Source organism: Pseudoduganella flava (assembly GCF_007830495.1).
GTDB classification, from domain to species: Bacteria; Pseudomonadota; Gammaproteobacteria; order Burkholderiales; family Burkholderiaceae_D; genus Rugamonas; species Rugamonas flava.
Map to the genome: position 1 here is coordinate 934,525 of NZ_VLKW01000001.1, position 19,034 is coordinate 953,558.

Annotated in this window: 19 protein-coding genes; 12 read left to right on the forward strand and 7 right to left on the reverse strand. The window is 65.5% G+C overall.

Features of this window, described 5'->3' with window-relative positions; all coding sequences use genetic code 11:
* Positions 1-177: 177 nt before the first annotated feature.
* Complete coding sequence (gene rpsT / locus IP92_RS04085; RefSeq protein WP_131147094.1) at positions 178-444, forward strand: 30S ribosomal protein S20; 267 nt, start codon at positions 178-180, stop codon at positions 442-444.
* A gap of 149 nt (positions 445-593) precedes the next feature.
* Here rpsT and IP92_RS30105 read toward each other — a convergent pair whose 3' ends face one another.
* Together IP92_RS30105 and IP92_RS04090 are read right to left on the reverse strand one after the other, a co-directional pair.
* Entirely contained in the window at positions 594-743 is a 150-nt protein-coding gene (locus tag IP92_RS30105; protein WP_199271822.1) for a hypothetical protein, read from the reverse strand.
* Positions 744-872: 129 nt separating this feature from the next.
* Positions 873-1,430, reverse strand: a complete 558-nt coding sequence (locus IP92_RS04090) for a pseudouridine synthase (RefSeq protein ID WP_145873202.1) — start codon at positions 1,428-1,430, stop codon at positions 873-875.
* A 166-nt stretch (positions 1,431-1,596) separates the two neighbouring features.
* Between IP92_RS04090 and icd the strand changes: the two genes are divergently transcribed.
* The 4 genes from icd (at position 1,597) to IP92_RS04110 (ending at position 4,461) form a co-directional block, all read left to right on the forward strand.
* The gene (gene icd / locus IP92_RS04095; RefSeq protein ID WP_145873203.1) at positions 1,597-2,850 is read left to right on the forward strand and encodes an NADP-dependent isocitrate dehydrogenase; all 1,254 of its coding nucleotides are present in this window, start codon (positions 1,597-1,599) and stop codon (positions 2,848-2,850) included.
* Positions 2,851-2,967: 117 nt separating this feature from the next.
* Entirely contained in the window at positions 2,968-3,357 is a 390-nt protein-coding gene (locus tag IP92_RS04100) for an ArsR/SmtB family transcription factor (protein ID WP_145873204.1), read from the forward strand.
* Complete coding sequence (locus IP92_RS04105) at positions 3,296-3,820, forward strand: SRPBCC family protein (protein ID WP_145873205.1); 525 nt, start codon at positions 3,296-3,298, stop codon at positions 3,818-3,820. The genes IP92_RS04100 and IP92_RS04105 overlap by 62 nt, the downstream gene beginning before the upstream one ends.
* Positions 3,817-4,461, forward strand: a complete 645-nt coding sequence (locus IP92_RS04110; protein WP_145873206.1) for a glutathione S-transferase family protein — start codon at positions 3,817-3,819, stop codon at positions 4,459-4,461. The genes IP92_RS04105 and IP92_RS04110 overlap by 4 nt, the downstream gene beginning before the upstream one ends.
* 73 nt (positions 4,462-4,534) lie before the next feature.
* Here IP92_RS04110 and cspE read toward each other — a convergent pair whose 3' ends face one another.
* Positions 4,535-4,738 carry a transcription antiterminator/RNA stability regulator CspE gene (cspE, locus tag IP92_RS04115; RefSeq protein ID WP_050408859.1) on the reverse strand — a complete coding sequence of 68 codons (204 nt, stop codon included), beginning with the start codon at positions 4,736-4,738 and terminating at the stop codon, positions 4,535-4,537.
* Positions 4,739-5,063: 325 nt separating this feature from the next.
* Here cspE and clpS point away from each other — a divergent pair, with 325 nt between their 5' ends.
* Both clpS and clpA read left to right on the forward strand, forming a co-directional pair.
* A complete protein-coding gene (clpS, locus tag IP92_RS04120) occupies positions 5,064-5,366 on the forward strand; it encodes an ATP-dependent Clp protease adapter ClpS (protein WP_145873207.1) in 303 nt (100 codons plus the stop codon).
* A complete protein-coding gene (gene clpA / locus IP92_RS04125) occupies positions 5,363-7,663 on the forward strand; it encodes an ATP-dependent Clp protease ATP-binding subunit ClpA (RefSeq protein WP_145873208.1) in 2,301 nt (766 codons plus the stop codon). The genes clpS and clpA overlap by 4 nt, the downstream gene beginning before the upstream one ends.
* 195 nt (positions 7,664-7,858) lie before the next feature.
* On the opposite strand, the gene IP92_RS04130 is transcribed toward clpA, so the two are convergent.
* On the reverse strand, positions 7,859-8,782 hold the full coding sequence (locus IP92_RS04130) for a LysR family transcriptional regulator (RefSeq protein ID WP_145873209.1): 924 nt from the start codon (positions 8,780-8,782) through the stop codon (positions 7,859-7,861).
* Between the two features lie 130 nt (positions 8,783-8,912).
* Between IP92_RS04130 and IP92_RS04135 the strand changes: the two genes are divergently transcribed.
* Positions 8,913-9,359, forward strand: coding sequence for an ester cyclase (locus IP92_RS04135; RefSeq protein WP_145873210.1), 447 nt, complete (start codon positions 8,913-8,915; stop codon positions 9,357-9,359).
* A 13-nt stretch (positions 9,360-9,372) separates the two neighbouring features.
* Positions 9,373-10,293: an NADP-dependent oxidoreductase gene (locus IP92_RS04140; RefSeq protein WP_145873211.1), complete on the forward strand. Its 921-nt coding sequence runs from the start codon at positions 9,373-9,375 to the stop codon at positions 10,291-10,293.
* 4 nt (positions 10,294-10,297) lie between these two features.
* Here the strand turns inward: IP92_RS04140 and IP92_RS04145 are convergent, their stop codons facing one another.
* Positions 10,298-11,080: an NF038132 family protein gene (locus IP92_RS04145; protein WP_145873212.1), complete on the reverse strand. Its 783-nt coding sequence runs from the start codon at positions 11,078-11,080 to the stop codon at positions 10,298-10,300.
* A 212-nt stretch (positions 11,081-11,292) separates the two neighbouring features.
* Here IP92_RS04145 and IP92_RS04150 point away from each other — a divergent pair, with 212 nt between their 5' ends.
* Positions 11,293-14,637: a S41 family peptidase gene (locus IP92_RS04150; protein ID WP_145873213.1), complete on the forward strand. Its 3,345-nt coding sequence runs from the start codon at positions 11,293-11,295 to the stop codon at positions 14,635-14,637.
* Between the two features lie 35 nt (positions 14,638-14,672).
* On the opposite strand, the gene IP92_RS04155 is transcribed toward IP92_RS04150, so the two are convergent.
* Positions 14,673-15,164: a DUF6328 family protein gene (locus tag IP92_RS04155; RefSeq protein ID WP_145873214.1), complete on the reverse strand. Its 492-nt coding sequence runs from the start codon at positions 15,162-15,164 to the stop codon at positions 14,673-14,675.
* A 44-nt stretch (positions 15,165-15,208) separates the two neighbouring features.
* Complete coding sequence (gene prpR / locus IP92_RS04160) at positions 15,209-16,801, reverse strand: propionate catabolism operon regulatory protein PrpR (protein WP_145873215.1); 1,593 nt, start codon at positions 16,799-16,801, stop codon at positions 15,209-15,211.
* Positions 16,802-16,967: 166 nt separating this feature from the next.
* Here prpR and prpB point away from each other — a divergent pair, with 166 nt between their 5' ends.
* Positions 16,968-17,858, forward strand: coding sequence for a methylisocitrate lyase (gene prpB, locus IP92_RS04165; RefSeq protein WP_145873216.1), 891 nt, complete (start codon positions 16,968-16,970; stop codon positions 17,856-17,858).
* Positions 17,859-17,870: 12 nt separating this feature from the next.
* Complete coding sequence (prpC, locus tag IP92_RS04170; RefSeq protein ID WP_145873217.1) at positions 17,871-19,016, forward strand: bifunctional 2-methylcitrate synthase/citrate synthase; 1,146 nt, start codon at positions 17,871-17,873, stop codon at positions 19,014-19,016.
* Positions 19,017-19,034: the final 18 nt, after the last annotated feature.

Sequence of the window (19,034 nt, forward strand, 5' to 3'; positions counted from 1 at the left end):
GTTTTTTTGAATTGCTCCGGCATCAAAAGGCCGTTATAATTTAAGGCTGTACAGAATTCAGTGACGCAGACATCGATGTGACCAGCTCTGCGTTGGCCTGCTTGGTCAGACTGAACGCACCGGTTTGGCAAACGCTGTTGTTTGCAAACGAACTTTGACAACGATTTAGGAAATTCCATGGCAAATACCGCACAAGCGCGCAAACGCGCTCGTCAAGCAGTCAAGCAAAACGCGCACAACTCGGCACAGCGTTCGACCCTGCGCACCGCGATCAAGGCCGTTCGCAAGGCAATCCAGGCCGGCGACAAGGCTGCTGCAACGCAGATCTTCCAGTCCTCCGTGTCGACCATCGACTCGATCGCCGACAAGAAGATCATCCACAAAAACAAGGCCGCTCGTCACAAGAGCCGTCTGGCAGCTGCCCTGAAGGCACTGTCCGCCTAAGTTCGCGTGTGGCGGCCCAGGCCGCCGACAGCTGCAAACGCGGTGCAATACGACAAACCCGCATGGCGCTCGCCATTGCGGGTTTTTCGCATTGCTTGATGCTTTGTTGATGCGTGGTCCGTACAGCCGGGTTGCCCCGGCTGGCTGGATCAGCCTGCGTTGACTTTCTTGTGCGTCTTCGCGTGATGCTTGGCGTGCTTCGCTGCCTTGTGCTTCGTGTGATGGGTGGTGGCCGGCGCGGCGGCGAAGGCGGAAGCGGTGAACAGCGTGGCGACCAGTGCGGCGATGATTTTCGACATATTCATTATCCTTTTTGCTGAGCGGGACAATCCCGTGGCGCAATGATAGCCGGACCGCAAGAAAAGCGTCCGTGACCAGAATCAATCCTGAGTGGTTCTTAAGTCCGCTCTAAGTCGGCTTTGCAACGGTCAGCTTTTCAGCTCGTCCGCATCGATCTCGATCCATTCGCCCGGCATCAGCGGGTGAGTGGCCAGCGACACGGCGCCGATCGCGCTGCGCACGAGCCGCAGCGTCGGCAGCCCAACGGCGGCCGTCATGCGCCGCACCTGGCGATTTTTCCCTTCCTGCAGCGTGATCGCGAGCCATGACGTGGGCTTGTCGGCGCGCGTCCGGATCGGCGGGGTGCGCGGCCACAGCCACTCCGGTTCCGCGATCCGCACGGCGCGGCACGGCTTCGTGACGAAGTCGCCCAGGTCCAGCGGGGCCTGCAGCCGCGCCAGCGCATCCGCATCGGCCACGCCGTCCACCTGCACCAGGTAGGTCTTCGCTTCCTTGCGGTCCGGGTGCGCGATCGCGTGCTGCAGCTTGCCGTCGTCCGTCAACAGCAGCAGGCCCTCGCTGTCGGCATCGAGCCGGCCGGCTGGATAGACGTTCGGGACGGGGACATAGTCGGCCAGGGTTTCACGCTCGGGCTGAGGGGAAAACTGGCACAATACCGCGAATGGCTTGTTCAATAAGATCAGCATCCGCGGATTGTACCGACGGCGCTGCCGTAAAACCATGGCACCGGATAAAATACGGGTGCATAATGGGTATGGCGTCTTATGTCTTATAGAAGACTCCAGGCCTCACCGGAAAGACGACAAGGGCCGACCCGGGCGTGACCAGCGCCGCTTCACTTCGGAGAACACGATGTACCAACATATCAAAGTACCAGCGGAAGGCCGGAAGATCACGGTCAACCCCGATTACTCGCTGACCGTGCCGGACCAGCCGATCATTCCCTTCATCGAAGGCGACGGCACCGGCGTGGACATCACCCCCGTGATGCTGAAGGTGGTCGACGCGGCCGTCGCCAAGGCATACGGCGGGCAGCGCAAGATCAGCTGGATGGAGATTTACGCGGGCGAGAAGTCGACGAACGTGTACGGCCCGGATGTGTGGCTGCCCGAGGAAACGCTGCAGGCCGTGCGCGAGTACGTCGTGTCGATCAAGGGCCCGCTGACGACGCCGGTCGGCGGCGGCATCCGTTCGCTGAACGTCGCGCTGCGCCAGGAGCTGGACCTGTATGTGTGCCTGCGCCCGGTGCGCTGGTTCACCGGCGTGCCGTCGCCGGTGCGTGAGCCGGAAAAGACCGACATGGTGATCTTCCGCGAGAACTCGGAAGACATCTACGCGGGCATCGAATACGCCGCCGGCTCGGAAAATGCAAAGAAGCTGATGAAGTTCCTCACCGAGGAGCTGGGCGTGAAGAAGATCCGCTTCCCGGAAACGTCCGGCCTCGGCATCAAGCCCGTGTCGCGCGAGGGCACGCAGCGCCTGATGCGGAAGGCGATCCAGTACGCGATCGACAACGACAAGCCGTCCGTCACGATCGTCCACAAGGGCAACATCATGAAGTTCACGGAAGGTGGCTTCCGCGACTGGGCCTATGAGCTCGCCCAGCAGGAATTCGGCGCCGAACTGATCGACGGCGGTCCGTGGTGCAAGATCAAGAATCCGAAGACGGGCCGCGACATCACGATCAAGGATTCGATCGCCGACGCCTTCCTGCAGCAGATCCTGCTGCGCCCTGCGGAGTACAGTGTGATCGCCACGCTGAACCTGAACGGCGACTACATCTCCGATGCGCTGGCCGCGCAGGTCGGCGGCATCGGCATCGCGCCGGGCGCCAACATGTCGGACTCCGTCGCGATGTTTGAAGCGACGCACGGCACCGCACCGAAGTACGCCGGCAAGGACTACGTGAACCCCGGCTCGCTGATCCTGTCCGCCGAGATGATGCTGCGCCACATGGGGTGGACGGAAGCGGCGGACCTGATCATCGCATCGATGGAAAAAGCGATCATGTCGAAGCGCGTCACGTACGACTTTGCCCGGCTGATGGAAGGCGCGACGCAGGTGTCCTGCTCCGGCTTCGGCGAGGTGATAATCGAAAGCATGTAAGCGCACGCCTGACATCGAAGGCCCCGTCTCCTGTGGAGCGGGGCTTTTTTTCGTTTACCGCTTGACAGCAGGCGGCATTGTATTTAACGTAAACCTTAATTAACAAAGGAGTTAAATATGGAAGACCCGCTGAGCCAGACGTTCGCGGCACTGGCGGATCCGACCCGGCGCGCGATCCTCGCCCGCCTGGCGCAGGGCGAGGCCACCGTCAATGAACTGGCTGCGCCTTTCGACATCAGCCTGCCGGCCATCTCGCGGCACTTGAAGGTGCTGGAATCGGCCGGGCTGATCACACGGGGCCGCGCCGCGCAGTGGCGGCCCTGCAAACTGGAAGCGGCTCCGCTGCGGCAGCTCGACGGCTGGCTCGACAGCTATCGGCGCCTGTGGGAAGGCAGCTTCGACAAGATGGATGCATACCTGAAACTAATCCAGCAAGGAGGCAGTCATGGAAGCACCGACCAACGCGGAAACGCATTGCAACGACGCGATACCGATCGCGACAAATGACCTGGACCAGTTGCGCGACGACGAATTGCGCATCACGCGTATCTTCGACGCGCCCCGCGCGCTCGTCTTTCACGTGTGGCGGCAGCCGGAGCATGTGCGTCACTGGCTGGCGCCGGGCGAATACCACTGCGCAAGCCTGGACTGGGACTTCCGGCAGGGCGGCACGTGGCGTGCCTGCATCCGTTCGGCGGAGAACGAACACTGGATGGGTGGCCGCTTTGTCGAGATCGTGCCGGACGAGCGCATCGTCATGGCATTCGCATGGGAGTCGGCCGACCCGGCGGTCGCCCGTGAAAACCGCATCACGATCACGTTCGCCAGCATCGGCGAGCGCACCGAGCAGCGCTTCCACCAGGCGCCGTTCGACACCGTGGACCGCCGCGACAGCCATATGAAGGGATGGACGAGCGTTGTCGAACGTACCGGCGACTATGTGGAACGGCTGGCGCGGGAGGCATCATGAATACCGTCGTCGCCTTCCGGCAGGTGCCGCCGTTCGCCGAAGGGATCGCGCGCGACCTGCGCCTGCGCTGGGCGCTGGAAGAAGCGGGGCTGCCTTACGAGCTGGAGCAGGTGAGCCTCGAGGACACGCGCACGCCGGCATACCGGCGCCGCCAGCCGTTCGGCCAGACGCCGATATTCGAGACGCCGGACGTCACGCTGTTCGAGTCCGGCGCGATCGTGCTGCACATCGGCGCGCACAGCGAGGCGCTGCTGCCGGCCGAGCCCGCGGCCCGGGCACGCGCGATCACCTGGGTGTTCGCCGCGCTGAACACCGTTGAAAACCCGATCGGCCAATTGGCGCAGATCGACCTGGCCAATAGTACGGAGGAGTGGGCGCGCCTGCGCCGCCCTGGCGCCGAACAGGCGGTGCGGAAGCGCCTCGACGAGCTGGCGACGTGGCTGGACGGGAAGGAGTTCCTGGAGGAGCGCTTCACGGCGGGCGACCTGATGATGACGACGGTGCTGCGCATCCTGCGCCATACCGACCTGGTGACGCGCATGCCGGTGCTCGACGCGTATGTGAAGCGGTGCGAGGCGCGGCCGGCGTTCGGCCGCGCGCTGGATGCGCATCTGGCGGCGTTCGCGCGCAACCGGCAGTAGGGGAGGCGGACGGGCGGTGCAAGGGCAAAAAAAAACCCCGCAGCGCGGGGTTTTTTAGCACGTCCGAGGCAGATCAGTTTGCCTGGATGTTGGAAGCTTGCTTGCCTTTCGGGCCCTGCGTGACTTCGAACTGGACCTTTTGACCTTCTTTCAGGGTCTTGAAGCCGCTCATGTTGATTGCGGAGAAGTGTGCGAACAAATCCTCACCGCCGTCATCAGGAGTGATGAAGCCAAAACCTTTGGAGTCATTGAACCACTTAACGGTACCTGTTGCCATAAAAAGAACTTTCAAATATTAACGAATCACACGAGCCATAAAAGCAAGAAGCTTCCTGCCCCCTCCTCGACAACTCACTTCTTACCAACATGTACATTTCTGCACGAGTCGATATGGCATTGTTGGCGGAACAATTTTGTATGTCAAGCGCTTTGTCGCCGCAATAGTAAGTTTTTTGCAACACGCGAAAACGGCCCGGCTCTTGATTTTGCGGAACCGGGCGCCATCTGCGCGCAGTCGGGAAAGCGCGTAAGATTGAGGACAAATGGAAACGCCCAGCTAAACGGGCGTTGCATCGATCACGAAAGCATTAGAATATAAGCGTATGGCAACCAAGCATGACACCGAGACCGTCCTGGAGCGGCAGACGCTGAAGCCGCCGCCGATGTACCAGGTGGCTTTGTTGAACGACGACTACACCCCGATGGAATTCGTCGTCGCGATCATTCAGGAGTATTTCAACAAGGATCGCGAAACCGCCACGCAGATTATGCTGAGTGTGCACCGCTATGGCAAAGGCGTGTGCGGGGTGTTCTCGAAAGATATTGCATCGACCAAGGTGGAGTTCGTTATAACGCATGCGCGCAAGGCGGGGCACCCCCTGCAGTGCGTGATGGAGGAAGTATGATTGCGCAGGAATTGGAAGTAAGTTTGCACATGGCGTTTGTCGAAGCTCGGCAGGCACGGCATGAATTCATCACGGTTGAGCATCTGTTGCTGGCGCTGCTGGACAATCCTTCGGCAGCCGAAGTGTTGCGTGCCTGCGCGGTCAACATCGAGGACCTGCGCAAGACTCTCACCAACTTCATTGGCGACAATACTCCCACCGTTCCAGGTACCGGCGAGGTGGACACGCAGCCGACCCTCGGCTTCCAGCGTGTGATCCAGCGCGCGATTATGCACGTGCAGTCGGCATCGAACGGCAAGAAGGAAGTCACCGGCGCCAATGTGCTGGTTGCCATCTTCGGCGAGAAGGACTCGCACGCCGTTTACTATCTGCACCAGCAGGGCGTGACGCGCCTGGACGTCGTCAACTTCATCTCGCACGGCGTGCGCAAGGACCAGTCGGGCGAAGCGGCCAAGGCATCCGAAGGCGTCGAGGAGGGCACGCAGGCCGAAGGCCAGACGAAGGAAAGCCCGCTCGACCAGTTCACGCAGAACCTGAACAAGTCCGCCGCGGAAGGCAAGATCGATCCGCTGATCGGCCGCGAAGACGAAGTCGATCGCGTGATCCAGGTGCTGTGCCGCCGCCGCAAGAACAATCCGCTGCTGGTCGGCGAGGCCGGCGTGGGCAAGACCGCGATCGCCGAAGGCCTGGCCTACCGCATCACGCAGGGCGACGTGCCTGAGATCCTGGGCAATGCCGTCGTGTATTCGCTGGACATGGGCGCGCTGCTGGCCGGCACCAAGTACCGCGGCGACTTCGAGCAGCGCCTGAAGGCGGTGCTGAAGCAATTGAAGGACAACCCGAACGGCATCCTGTTCATCGACGAGATCCACACGATCATCGGTGCCGGTTCCGCGTCGGGCGGCACGCTGGACGCGTCGAACCTGTTGAAGCCGGCCCTCGCGAACGGCCAGCTGAAGTGCATCGGCGCGACCACGTTCACGGAATTCCGCGGCGTGTTCGAAAAGGACCACGCGCTGTCGCGCCGGTTCCAGAAGGTTGACGTCAACGAGCCGACCGTCGAGCAGACGGTGCAGATCCTGCGCGGCCTGAAGTCCCGCTTCGAGGAGCACCATGGCGTGAAGTACTCGTCGTCGGCGCTGTCGACGGCGGCCGAGCTGGCGGCCCGCTTCATCAACGACCGTCACCTGCCGGACAAGGCGATCGACGTGATCGACGAAGCCGGTGCGGCGCAGCGCATCCTGCCGAAGTCGAAGCAGAAGAAGACGATCGGCAAGACGGAGATCGAAGAGATCATCTCGAAGATCGCGCGGATTCCTCCGCAGACCGTCAACCAGGACGACCGCAGCAAGCTGCAGACGATCGACCGCGACCTGCGCAATACCGTGTTCGGCCAGGATCCGGCGATCGAAGCGCTGGCCTCGGCGATCAAGATGTCGCGTGCCGGCCTGGGCAAGCAGGACAAGCCGATCGGCTCGTTCCTGTTCTCCGGTCCGACGGGCGTCGGCAAGACCGAGGTGGCGAAGCAGCTGGCGTTCATCCTGGGCATCGAGCTGATTCGCTTCGACATGTCCGAGTACATGGAGCGTCATGCCGTGTCGCGCCTGATCGGCGCGCCGCCGGGCTATGTCGGCTTCGACCAGGGCGGCCTGCTGACGGAAGCGATCACGAAGAAGCCGCACGCCGTGCTGCTGCTGGACGAGATCGAGAAGGCGCATCCGGACATCTTCAACATCCTGCTGCAGGTGATGGACCATGGCACGCTGACGGACAACAATGGCCGCAAGGCGGACTTCCGCAACGTGATCATCATCATGACGACCAACGCGGGCGCGGAAGCGCTGCAGCGGGCGCCGATCGGTTTCACGAACACCAAGGAAACCGGCGACGAGATGGCCGACCTGAAGCGGATGTTCACGCCGGAGTTCCGCAACCGCCTGGACGCGATCATCAGCTTCCGCGCGCTGGACGAGGAAATCATCCTGCGCGTCGTGGACAAGTTCCTGATGCAACTGGAAGAGCAGCTGCACGAGAAGAAGGTGGAAGCGATCTTCACGGAAAACCTGCGCAAGTTCCTGGCGAAGAAGGGCTTCGATCCGCTGATGGGCGCGCGGCCGATGTCCCGCCTGATCCAGGACATGATCCGCAAGGCGCTGGCCGACGAACTGCTGTTCGGCCGCCTCGTGGCCGGCGGCAAGGTGACCGTGGACCTGGACGAGAAGGACCAGATCAAGCTGGAGTTCCCGGAACCGGATTCGGCACCCCTGCCGCCGCCGGAAACGGTGGAGGTGGAGTAATCCACGCCGCACCAAAAACCGCTCGCGAGAGCGGTTTTTTTTTGCGGTCACACCGCGGCATCAAGCAGCCAATGCTTGAGTTCGCGTCCGTCAGGCCATGGCGCGACTGCCGCGCGTCCGAGACATCTGCCGAGTTCGTGTCACCGGTGCCTGGCACCAGTGCCTGGCACCAGTGACACAGGCTCAGCAGATGTCTCACGCTGCCGCCGGCAGCTCTCTCCCCACGCGCAGGATCGTCTCCCGCAGCCATTGCTGGGCGCCGTTGGCATCGTTCCGGCGATGCCAGATCAGGTGGAACGCCACTTCCGGCAGCGGCAGCGGCGGCGTGAAGAGCGCCAGTCCGTGCGCGGCCGCCCCGTGCATGGCGGCCCGGCGCAGCAGCGTGGCCGCGCAATCGCTGTGCGCCAGGATGGCCGGCACGGCAAACATCTGCGGCAGCGTGACGTGCACGTGGCGCCGCAGGCCCAGGTCCGCCAGCGCCTGGTCGGCGAGCCCATGCCGGTTCCCTTCCGGCGATACGAGGATGTGCCGCAACGCCAGGTAGGCGTCGAGCGTCAGCTCGCCTTGAGCAAGCGGATGGTCCTTGCGGAGTGCCGTTACGAAGCCGTCGCGCAGCAGTTCCCGGCTCATGATCCGGCTTTCCTGGTTCGACGGCAGCACGCCGATGGCCACGTCGATCTTGCCGGCGTCGAGTAGGGCCACGGCCTCGTCGCGGCCGGTGAAGGCCAGGACATTGACGCCGATTTGCGGCGCCTGCTCCGCCAGTACGCCAAGCAGGCGCGGCAGCACCACGAACGCCGCGTAGTCCGACAGTCCCAGCGTCACCGTCAGCGCCGCCTGGGCCGGGTCGAACGGGGCCGCCGGTGCCAGCACGGCTTCGATCTGGCGCAGCGCCCGCGAGATCGGTTCGGCAATGTCGAATGCCTTCGGCGTTGGCAGCAGCCCGGCGGCACTGCGCTGGAACAGGCGGTCGTCGAACAACTTGCGCAAGCGGGCGAGGGCTGCACTCATAGCCGGCTGGCTCACGCCGACTTTCACCGAGGCGCGCGTGACGTTGCGTTCCTGCATGAGCGCGTCGAACGCGGCCAGCAGGTTCAGGTCGATGCCGTTAAAGTCCACACTCCAACTCCCAATTAAAATCCATAATCGATATATCGCTGTATATGTCTTATTTGTTGGTTGGATTTTAGGTTCTGTCGATAATCACAGCAAGCGCCGAACTGTTCGGCGCACTCAACGACAGGACACCATGAACACCAGCACCCCATCGATCCAGGAAGCCCGGCTGGCCGCCGAACGGCAAGCCGTGTACCGGCTGTATGACGCATTCAACCGGCAAGATCCCGATCTGATCGACGCCGCCGTCACACCCGATTGGAACGACATCCCGCTCGCGCCCGGCCAGGAACCGGGCCCGGAAGGGATCAAGCCGATCATCCGCGCGTTCGCGGCCGCGTTCCCGGACGTGAAGATCACCGTCCACGACATGGTCCAGCTACCCGGCAAGATCGCCGTGCGCGGCGAGATCACCGGCACGCACAACGGCGAGCTGTTCGGCCTCGCGCCGACGGGCAAGGCCGTCAGCTTCCGCATCCATGAATTCCACGAACTCGATGGCGAGCGCGTGACGACGACGTGGCATATGGAAGATTGGTACGGCCTGTTCCTCCAGCTCGGCCAGTTCCCTGCCTTCTGACGTGGAGGACAGCATGCAAGCAGCAGTAATACGCCGCCTTGGGGCGATCGCCGACGTTCCCGTCGAGCCCGTCACGGAGGCACAGCCGGGGCCGGGCCAGGTGCTCGTCCGCATCGAAGCGGCGAGCGTCAATCCGCTGGACGTCAAGATGATCGCGGGGTACATGGAGCAGGTGTTTCCGGTCGCGTTGCCGTATGTGCCGGGCACGGACTTCGCCGGCGTCGTCGTCGCGGTCGGCCCGCAAGTGGATGCGCCGAAGGTGGGCGATCGCGTGGCGGGCCGCAAGGATCCCGTTGCCGGCGGCGCCTTTGCCCGCAGCACGGCCGCCGGTGCCGGCACGCTCGTCGTCATCCCAGACGGCATGACGTTCGAGCAGGCGGCTGCGTTGCCGACCGCCTTCGGCACCGCGCAGCAGGCCCTGTTCGCGCTCGGCGCCTTGCAACCGGACCAGCGCGTGCTGATCCACGCGGGAGCGGGCGGTGTCGGCAGCTTCGCTGTGCAACTGGCGAAGCTGGCCGGCGCACACGTGACGGCAACCGCATCGGCCGGCAACCTCGGCCTGCTGAAGGAGCTCGGTGCCGACACGGTGCTCGATTACCGGGCCGACGACTTCACGCGGCTGTCCGGCTACGACCTGGTGCTCGATACCGTCGGTGGCGACACGACGGCGCGCTCGTGGCAGGTGCTGCACGCCGGCGGCACGCTCGTCACGCTGGTCGATTTCTCCATCGCCCCGCGTGACGGACGCCACGGCGCGGCCGTCTTCTTCAAGGACGCGACCGAGGCACTGCGCCAGGCTGTCGCGCTGTTCGCCAAGGGACAGCTGCAAATCGTCATCGACTCCGCGTACCCTTTGGCGCAGATCGGCGCCGCGCTTGGCAAGGTGGCTGCCGGCCACGCGCGCGGCAAGGTGGTCGTGCGCATGGCCGGCTGACGGTTCAGCCGCGCCGTCGTGCGACAGCGGCCGTCACGCCCAGGCCGGCGAGCAGCATCGCCCACGCGCGCGGTTCCGGTATCGGCGGCGGCGCGGTGCCGTCCAGCGCGATCGCGTCGAACGCGAGGCCCGTGTCCGCCGAGTTGTCGACCCAGTTCACGACGCCGAACTCGAGCCGGTAGCGGCCTGAGGCCGCGACCGTCCACGCCGCCTCGATCCATCCCGTCTGGCCGCACAGCTCGACATAGCACGAGCTCGCGTCGGCACCCAGCGGGCTCCAATGGGGGACGATGCCCTCGACGGTGGCGGACGGCGGCGACAGCGCCGCCACGCCCGCGGGCATGCCGAAGCCGGGCACGGCGCCGCCGCCGGGCGAGGTGCGGGCCGTGGCGAGCAGCGCGGCCTGACTGCCGTCCTCGCGCAGCAGCCTGATCCAGCCGTAGTCGCTGAAATCGCCGCCGTCCGTCGTCACGTAGTTGAATGCGAAGGTGAGCGCCTGGCCCGCATCGGCGGCGAACACGTAAGAGCGCAGCGCGCTGCCGGCGGCGGAATCGGCCGGGGCGCCGATCCCCGGCAGCCGTACACCTGGCACGCCACCGGTATTGGACACCCAGCCATAGCGGTTGCCGCCGCCCGGTGCCAGCGTCACGACGCCGTCCTCCGCGGCCGTGCCGCAGCTCCCCGCGCATTGCCAGCCGCCGGGGATTCCCCCGTCGAAGATCTGCGCATGGGCGCCACCGGACAGCAGCAACGCCGCCGCGGTGACGTAACGCATCGAGGTGGTCATGTCGTTCTCCTTCGTGTTGAGGTGAATCAAAGATGCTGCATATCCTGTGCCGGATCGGCCATGTCATTGATTTCGCGGTGGCGCGGCGAGCGATGCACCCGGCAATGTAAAAAATGCCGACACTGCGCTTGCAGGTTTCCGCAACGCTGTTTCCTTCGCGGAATCTATGCCAGAATCTCCGTTCCGCTACTCCACCTTTATTGCCTGTCCAGATGCTCCTCACCCGTTTGTTCCTCGCCGCCGGCCTCATCGGTACGGCGGTCTCGGCGCTGGCCGCCGATCCGTATCTGCGTCACCCGTCCGTGCGCGGCGACGCGGTCGTATTCACCGCCGAAGGCGATCTGTGGAAAGCACCCGCGCAGGGCGGCGCGGCACAGCGCCTGACTACGCATGCCGCCGCCGAAACGCATGCGGCCATTTCGCCGGACGGCCGCTGGGTCGCGTTCACCGGCAGTTACGAAGGCGCGCAGGAAGCGTATGTGATGCCGCTGGCGGGCGGCTTGCCGAAGCGGCTGACGTTCGAGAACGGCAGCGTCACCGTGCTGGGCTGGACGGCGCAGGGCGAGGTGCTGGTCAGCACGCAGAACTCGGTGGGGCCGGGCGCCCATCGCATCGTCGCGGCCGTCCGTCCGGCCACGCTGGAGCGGCGCGTGTTCCCCGTCGCCGATGCGAACGATGCGGTGCTCGACGATGCCGGCAAGACGCTGTATTTCACGCGCTACGGCCTCGTGATGACCAACGATAACGTGCGCCACTACCGCGGCGGCGCCCATGCGACGCTGTGGCGCTATGACCTCGACGGCACCGGCGAAGCACAGCGCGTGTTCGCCGACGACGCCGTCAACGACAAGCGGCCGATGTGGTGGCAGGGCCGGCTGTACTTCGTCAGTGACCGCGGCGGCACCGACAATCTGTGGTCGGCCAATCCGGACGGCAGTGAGCGCCGCCAGCTGACCACCTACAAGGACTGGGACGTGCGCAACGCCGCGCTGGGCGACGGCCGCATCGTGTTCCAGCTGGGCGCCGACCTGCACCTGCTGGACCTGGCGAGCGGTCAGGCGCGCAAGCTGCCGATCAGCCTCGTGTCGGACTTCGACCAGCAGCGCACGCGGCTGATCCGTTCGCCGCTGGACGCGTTGACCAATGTGCAGATCTCCGCGAAGGAAGAGCGCGTGGTGCTGACCGCGCGCGGCCGCGTGACGATCGCCGGCACCGGCAGCCAGCGCCGCGTCGAGCTCGCGATCCCCGAGGGCGCGCGGGCGCGCGACGCGATCTTCTCGGCCGACGAGAAGTGGGTGTATGCGATCGTCGACACCACCGGCGAAAACGAGATCTGGCGCTTTGCCGCGGACGGCTCCGGGCACGGCGAGCAGCTGACGAAGGATGGCAACAACCACCGCTGGGCGCTGTATCCTTCGCCGGACGGCAAGTGGCTGGCGCACACCGACAAGAAGGGCCGCTGCTGGCTGCTCGACCTGACGACGAAAGCCAACCTGCTGGTGGACGACGCGGGCAAGGCCGGCATCGACCAGCACGACGACGTCGTCTGGTCGCCGGACAGCAGGAACATCGCATTCGTGCGCAGCGCCAGCACCGAACTGCGCGACCAGATCGGTTTGTACAACCTGGCCTCGAAGGACCTGGTGTTCGTCACCAGCGACCGCTACACGTCGTCCAGCCCGGCCTTTGCGCCGGATGGCCGCTGGCTGTACTTCCTGTCGGCCCGCAACTTCAAGCTGTCGAACGGCTCGCCGTGGGGCGACCGCAATATGGGCCCGGTGTTCGACAAGCGCGTGGGGCTGTACGCGCTGGCGCTGCAGCCGGGGAACCGCTTCCCGTTCAAGCCGGACGACGAACTGTCGAAGACGGACGTGAAGCCCGCCGAAAGCACCGAGGAGCGCGCCGCCGAGAAGGCTGTCGAGAAGGCCGTCGACAAGCTGGCGCAGGCCAAGGACGGCAAGCAGTTGAAGGAGCCGATCAAGCCCGTCAAGCCGGTGACGCCGGCGATCGACTATGCAGGCATCGCCAAGCGCCTGTTCGAGGTGCCGCTCGCGCCCGGCAATTACCGTGGCCTGGCGGTGGACGACAAGCGGCTGTACTTCATCGACATGGATGGTGCCGACAACAAGCCGGCGTTGAAGACGCTGGCGATCGCGCGCACGGAGCCCAAGCCCGAGACGTTCGCGGCCAACGTGCGCTCGTTCGACCTGGCGGCGGACCGCAAGCACGTCTACTACCGCACGATGACGGCGGGAGCGGGCGAGATGTACATCGTCGAGGCGGGTGCCAAGCAGCCGGCAGACATCTCGAAGGCCCGCGTGCGCGTCGAGGACTGGAGCATCGTCTCGAACCCGGTGCAGGAATGGAAGCAGATGTTCAACGACGCGTGGCGCATGCACCGCGACTTCCTGTACGACGTGAAGATGCGCGGCGTGAACTGGACCGCCGTGCGCGACAAATATGCGCCGCTCGTCGAGCGCGTGACGGACCGCGCCGAGTTGAACGACATCCTCGGCATGATGGTCGCCGAGGTGGGCGCGCTGCACTCGCAGGTGCAGCCCGGCGATATCCGCAAGGCCGCGCCGGAAGGCACCCCGGCGGGCCTGGGCGCCGTGCTGGCGCGCGTGAAGAACGGCTACCGCGTCGAGCGCGTGTACCGCACCGAGGACGAGCTGCCGGGCGAGCGTGCGCCGCTGGCGCAGGCCGACGTCGACGTCAAGGAGGGCGACGTGATCACGGCCGTCAACGGCCGCAGCGTGCTGGAGGTGCGCGACGTCTCCGACCTGCTGCTGAACCAGGCCGGCCGGCAGGTGCTGCTGCAGGTGCAGCCGAAGGAAGGCAAGGCGCGCGCCGTGATCGCGATCCCCGTGTCGATGGCGCGCCAGGCCGCGCTGCAGTACAGCGACTGGGAGCAGAGCAGGGCGCGCCAGGTGACCGACAGCTCGCAGGGCCGCATCGGCTACCTGCACCTGCGGGCGATGGGCGCCGACGACATCGCCGCGTTCGCGCGCGAGTTCTACGCGAACGTGAACAAGGACGGCCTGATCATCGACGTGCGCCGCAACCGCGGCGGCAACATCGACAGCTGGATCATCGAGAAGCTGCTGCGCAAGGCATGGGCGTTCTGGAGCAATCCATCCGGCCAGATGTCGCCGAACATGCAGAACACGTTCCGCGGCCACCTGGTGGTGCTGGTCGACGAGCTGACATACTCGGACGGCGAAACGTTCGCCGCCGGCGTGAAGGCGCTGGGCCTGGGGCCGCTGGTCGGCAAGCGCACGGCCGGTGCCGGCGTCTGGCTCAGCGACCGCAACCGCCTGGCGGACAACGGCATGGTGCGGGTGGCGGAGAACGGCCAGTTCGACAGCGACAAGGGCCAATGGCTGATCGAAGGCGTCGGCGTGCTGCCGGACGTCGAGGTCGACAACCTGCCGCATGCGACGTTCGCGGGGCGCGACCGCCAGCTCGAGGTGGCGATCGAGATGCTGCAGAAGAAGGTGAAGGAAGTGCCGGTGAAGCCGTACAGCCCGCAGGCGATTCCGTCGCTCAGCTATTGATTACCGCGCCGGGCATCGGGGCCGCCGGGCGCGGTTCAGGCGCCCTTGTCGGTGCTGCCGTAGCCGTGCCGGCGCCGGCGGTGCAGGGGGAAGACGAACCACAGGCCGATCAGCAGCACGAACGACGCGGCGGCCGCCACGATGCCCGGCAGGATCTCGTCCGCCACCACGAAGAGCACGACGAACAGGTCCAGCGCGATCGCGGCCGCCAGGGGCGCCAGCGCCCAGCAGATCGACCGCGAACTGAGTTTCACGGTATGCAGCGTAACGACGTCCGGCTGTGCCAGGCGGTGGTAGGCGGCCGGCAGCATCACCAGCGCGATCGCGATGACGTCGAGCGCGAGCGCGGCCACGTGGCAGCCCTGCACGTAGACAGGCAGGTCCGCGAAGCGTTCGTTGAACACCGCCACCGTCTGGAAACCGAACAGTGCCTGGATCCCGGGCAGCACCATGCGGGCCTCTTCGAGGATGTGGCCCATCTGGTCTTTCAGCGTGATCTTCTGGTCTTCTTTGGAGTCGTCAGCCATGGCGGCATTGTAACGATCCGTACAGCGCGGCGGCGCGCGTTCCGTCAGGCGCCAGTCTCTTCGCGCAGCCGGCGCCACAGCGTCGTGCGGCTGATGCCCAGGTAGTCGGCCGCCGCATCGCGCCGGCCGCCAAAGCGGCGCAGCACCTCGGTCACGCTTTCCGATGCGGGCGGCGCAGCGCCGGCGTCGGCCAGCTCCGGCGCGATGCCGAGCATGAACGGCGGGGTCAACGCCTGCAGCGGTTCTGCGGCCAGGAACAGCGCCAGGCGCTCGCACAGATTGCGCAGCTCGCGCACGTTGCCGGGCCACGCATGGCGCATCAGCAGCGGCGCGCAGGCCTGCAATTCCGCCTTCAGGTTCGGTGACGCACGCGCGCCCAGCGCCGCGAGCGCATTGCGCAGCAGCCATTCGGCGAGCGGCACGATATCCGCAGCACGCTCGCGCAGCGGCGGCAGCGCAAGGCGCAGCACGGCAAGGCGGTAGAACAGGTCGGCGCGAAAACGGCCGTCGCGCACGCGCTGGGCGAGGTCGCAATGGGTAGCGCTGACGATGCGCACGTCCACCGGAATCGGCCGCGTGCCGCCGACGCGCACGACCTCGCGTTCCTCGAGCACCCGCAACAGGCGCGTCTGCAGGGCCAGCGGCATTTCGCCGATCTCGTCGAGGAACAGCGTGCCGCCGCTGGCCGCTTCGAACAGGCCAGGCCGGCCGCCCCGGCGCGCCCCCGTGAACGCGCCTTCCTCGTGGCCGAACAGTTCCGACTCCAGCAGCGATTCAGCGAGCGCGCCGCAGTTCACGGCCAGGAATGGGCGGCTGGCACCGTGCGGCGCGGCGCGGTGGATCGCCTGCGCGGCCAGCTCCTTGCCGCTGCCCGTCTCGCCCTGGATCAGTACCGTGGCATTCGAGCGCGCATACAGCACGCAAGCCTGGCGCACCTGCTCCATCGCCGCCGATTCGCCGCGCAGGTCGGCCAGGCCGTGGCGGGCGCGCAGCGTGTCCTGCACGCCGCCGCCGCGGCTGCGCCGCCGGCCCACCTCCAGCTGGGCAAAGCGGGCGATCTCCAGCGCGTCGTCGAACGCCTGGCGGATCGATGCGGACGAATAGACGAACACCCCCGTCAATCCCGCCTCCTCGGCCAGGTCCGTGATCAGCCCCGCGCCGACGATCGCGCGGATGCCGGCCGCCTTCAACTCGGTGACCTGGGCCCGCGCATCCTCGCGCGTCACGTAGGTGCGCTCCTCGACGTCGATCCCGAACGTGGCCGCGAAGTCGGCCAGTTCCGGCATCGGCTGCTGGTAGGTGATGACGGCGATCCGGTCGGACACGCGCCGGGCCCGCGCCAGCGCGCGCATCATGTCCGTGCCGCTGGCTTTCGCGACGATGACGGGAACGGGCAGCCGGCCTTTCAGGTAGGCGGCGTTCGAGCCGGCCGAGATGACGGCGTCGCAGCGCTCCGTGGCCAGCCGTTCGCGGATGTGGCGCACGGCGTCGTCGAAGCCGAGCTGGATCGGCTCGATCGTCGCGAGCGCGTCGTATTCGGGCGTGATGTCGCGGAACAGGTCCGACAGCCGGGAGACGGAAACGGTCCAGATGACCGGCTTGTCGGCGTCCGGCGGCGGAGAAGTAGGGTAGGCCATGTTTCAAATTATAGTTCACTTGCGTTTCATCGTTTCTAATGAAACGTCATACGGACTGGCGGCTGTGTTGCAAGTGATTGATTTCCCTCACATACCCGGGTTGCGGACGGCATGGCACGCGCCTTGCACTTGGGAGGGCATATTTCCGTTCATCTGAAAGGTCACCATGAGTCAACATTCCGCCGGCGCCGCGTTCCGCCAGGCCGTCCAGGAAGAGTCGCCGCTGCAGATCGTCGGCGCGATCAATGCCAATCACGCGCTGCTGGCCAAGCGGGCCGGCTTCCGCGCGATCTACCTGTCCGGCGGCGGCGTCGCTGCCGGCTCGCTGGGTTTGCCCGACCTCGGCATCTCCGGGCTCGACGACGTGCTTACGGACGTGCGCCGCATCACCGACGTGTGCGACCTGCCGCTGCTGGTCGACATCGATACGGGCTTCGGCGCCTCCGCGTTCAACATCGCCCGCACCGTCAAGTCGATGATCAAGTTCGGCGCCGCGGCCGTGCACATCGAGGATCAGGTCGGCGCCAAGCGCTGCGGCCACCGCCCCGGCAAGGAAGTCGTCAGCAAGGCCGAGATGGTGGACCGCGTGAAGGCTGCCGTCGATGCCCGCACCGACGAGAACTTCGTCATCATGGCGCGCACCGATGCGCTGGCCGTCGAAGGGCTTGACGCCGCGATGGAGCGGGCCGTGGCCTGCGTCGAGGCGGGCGCGGACATGATCTTCGCCGAAGCGATGACGGAACTGCCGATGTACAAGCGCTTCGTCGATGCCGTCAAGGTGCCCGTGCTGGCCAACATCACCGAATACGGCTCGACGCCGCTGTTCACGGTCGATGAACTGAAAAGCGTCGACGTCGACATCGTGCTGTATCCGCTGTCCGCGTTCCGCGCGATGAACCGCGCCGCCGAGAACGTGTACGCGGCGATCCGCCGCGACGGCACGCAGCAGAACGTGCTGGACACGATGCAGACCCGCGAGGAGCTGTACCAGTCGATCGGCTACCACGCCTTCGAACAGCATCTCGACGCCTTGTTCGCCGCCCAGAAGAATCGATAACAGGAGACCAGAATGACCGAACCCACGTTCAAGCCCAAGAAATCCGTCGCGCTGTCCGGTGTCGCCGCCGGCAACACCGCGCTGTGCTCCGTCGGCAAGACGGGCAACGACCTGCACTACCGCGGCTACGACATCCTGGACATCGCCGATACCTGCGAGTTCGAGGAGATCGCCTACCTGCTGGTGCACGGCAAGCTGCCGACGGCCGGCGAACTGAAAGGCTACAAGGCCAAGCTGAAGTCGCTGCGCGGGCTGCCGCAGGCCGTCAAGCTGGCGCTGGAAGCCATCCCGGCCGGCGCCCACCCGATGGACGTGATGCGCACCGGCGCCTCCGTGCTCGGGTGCGTGCTGCCGGAGAAGGACGACCACAACCTGGCCGGCGCGCGCGACATCGCCGACCGCCTGATGGCGTCGTTCGGCTCGATGCTGCTGTATTGGTACCACTACAGCCACGCGGGCCGCCGCATCGACGTGGAAACGGACGACGACTCAATCGGCGGCCACTTCCTGCACCTGCTGCACGGCGCGCCGCCGTCCGAGTCGTGGGTGAAGGCGATGCATACGTCGCTGATCCTGTATGCCGAACACGAGTTCAACGCATCCACGTTCACGTCGCGCGTCATTGCCGGCACCGGCTCGGACATCTACTCGGCCATCACGGGCGCGATCGGTGCGCTGCGCGGGCCGAAGCACGGCGGCGCCAACGAGGTGGCGCTCGACATCCAGAAGCGCTACGAGAATGCCGACGAGGCGGAAAGCGACATCCGCGCGCGGGTGGCCAACAAGGAAGTGGTGATCGGCTTCGGCCATCCCGTCTACACGGTTTCCGACCCGCGCAACAAGGTCATCAAGGAAGTGGCGCGCACGCTGTCGCAGGAAGCCGGCTCGATGAAGATGTTCGACATCGCCGAGCGCCTCGAGTCCGTGATGTGGGAAGTGAAGAAGATGTTCCCGAACCTGGACTGGTTCTCCGCCGTGTCGTACCACATGATGGGCGTGCCGACGGCGATGTTCACGCCGCTGTTCGTCATCTCGCGCACCTCGGGCTGGGCCGCGCACATCATCGAGCAGCGCATCGACAACAAGATCATCCGCCCCAGCGCCAACTACGTCGGGCCGGAAGACCTGCAATTCGTACCGATCCAGGACCGGAAGTAAGGAAACACCGTGACCACA

Bases quoted from the DNA above. Each gene is read 5' to 3' on its own strand.
- rpsT (WP_131147094.1), top strand. From the start codon at position 178: ATGGCAAATACCGCACAAGCGCGCAAACGCGCTCGTCAAGCAGTCAAG.
- IP92_RS30105 (WP_199271822.1), bottom strand. From the start codon at position 743: ATGTCGAAAATCATCGCCGCACTGGTCGCCACGCTGTTCACCGCTTCC.
- IP92_RS04090 (WP_145873202.1), bottom strand. From the start codon at position 1,430: ATGCTGATCTTATTGAACAAGCCATTCGCGGTATTGTGCCAGTTTTCC.
- icd (WP_145873203.1), top strand. From the start codon at position 1,597: ATGTACCAACATATCAAAGTACCAGCGGAAGGCCGGAAGATCACGGTC.
- IP92_RS04100 (WP_145873204.1), top strand. From the start codon at position 2,968: ATGGAAGACCCGCTGAGCCAGACGTTCGCGGCACTGGCGGATCCGACC.
- IP92_RS04105 (WP_145873205.1), top strand. From the start codon at position 3,296: ATGGAAGCACCGACCAACGCGGAAACGCATTGCAACGACGCGATACCG.
- IP92_RS04110 (WP_145873206.1), top strand. From the start codon at position 3,817: ATGAATACCGTCGTCGCCTTCCGGCAGGTGCCGCCGTTCGCCGAAGGG.
- cspE (WP_050408859.1), bottom strand. From the start codon at position 4,738: ATGGCAACAGGTACCGTTAAGTGGTTCAATGACTCCAAAGGTTTTGGC.
- clpS (WP_145873207.1), top strand. From the start codon at position 5,064: ATGGCAACCAAGCATGACACCGAGACCGTCCTGGAGCGGCAGACGCTG.
- clpA (WP_145873208.1), top strand. From the start codon at position 5,363: ATGATTGCGCAGGAATTGGAAGTAAGTTTGCACATGGCGTTTGTCGAA.
- IP92_RS04135 (WP_145873210.1), top strand. From the start codon at position 8,913: ATGAACACCAGCACCCCATCGATCCAGGAAGCCCGGCTGGCCGCCGAA.
- IP92_RS04140 (WP_145873211.1), top strand. From the start codon at position 9,373: ATGCAAGCAGCAGTAATACGCCGCCTTGGGGCGATCGCCGACGTTCCC.
- IP92_RS04145 (WP_145873212.1), bottom strand. From the start codon at position 11,080: ATGACCACCTCGATGCGTTACGTCACCGCGGCGGCGTTGCTGCTGTCC.
- IP92_RS04150 (WP_145873213.1), top strand. From the start codon at position 11,293: ATGCTCCTCACCCGTTTGTTCCTCGCCGCCGGCCTCATCGGTACGGCG.
- IP92_RS04155 (WP_145873214.1), bottom strand. From the start codon at position 15,164: ATGGCTGACGACTCCAAAGAAGACCAGAAGATCACGCTGAAAGACCAG.
- prpR (WP_145873215.1), bottom strand. From the start codon at position 16,801: ATGGCCTACCCTACTTCTCCGCCGCCGGACGCCGACAAGCCGGTCATC.
- prpB (WP_145873216.1), top strand. From the start codon at position 16,968: ATGAGTCAACATTCCGCCGGCGCCGCGTTCCGCCAGGCCGTCCAGGAA.
- prpC (WP_145873217.1), top strand. From the start codon at position 17,871: ATGACCGAACCCACGTTCAAGCCCAAGAAATCCGTCGCGCTGTCCGGT.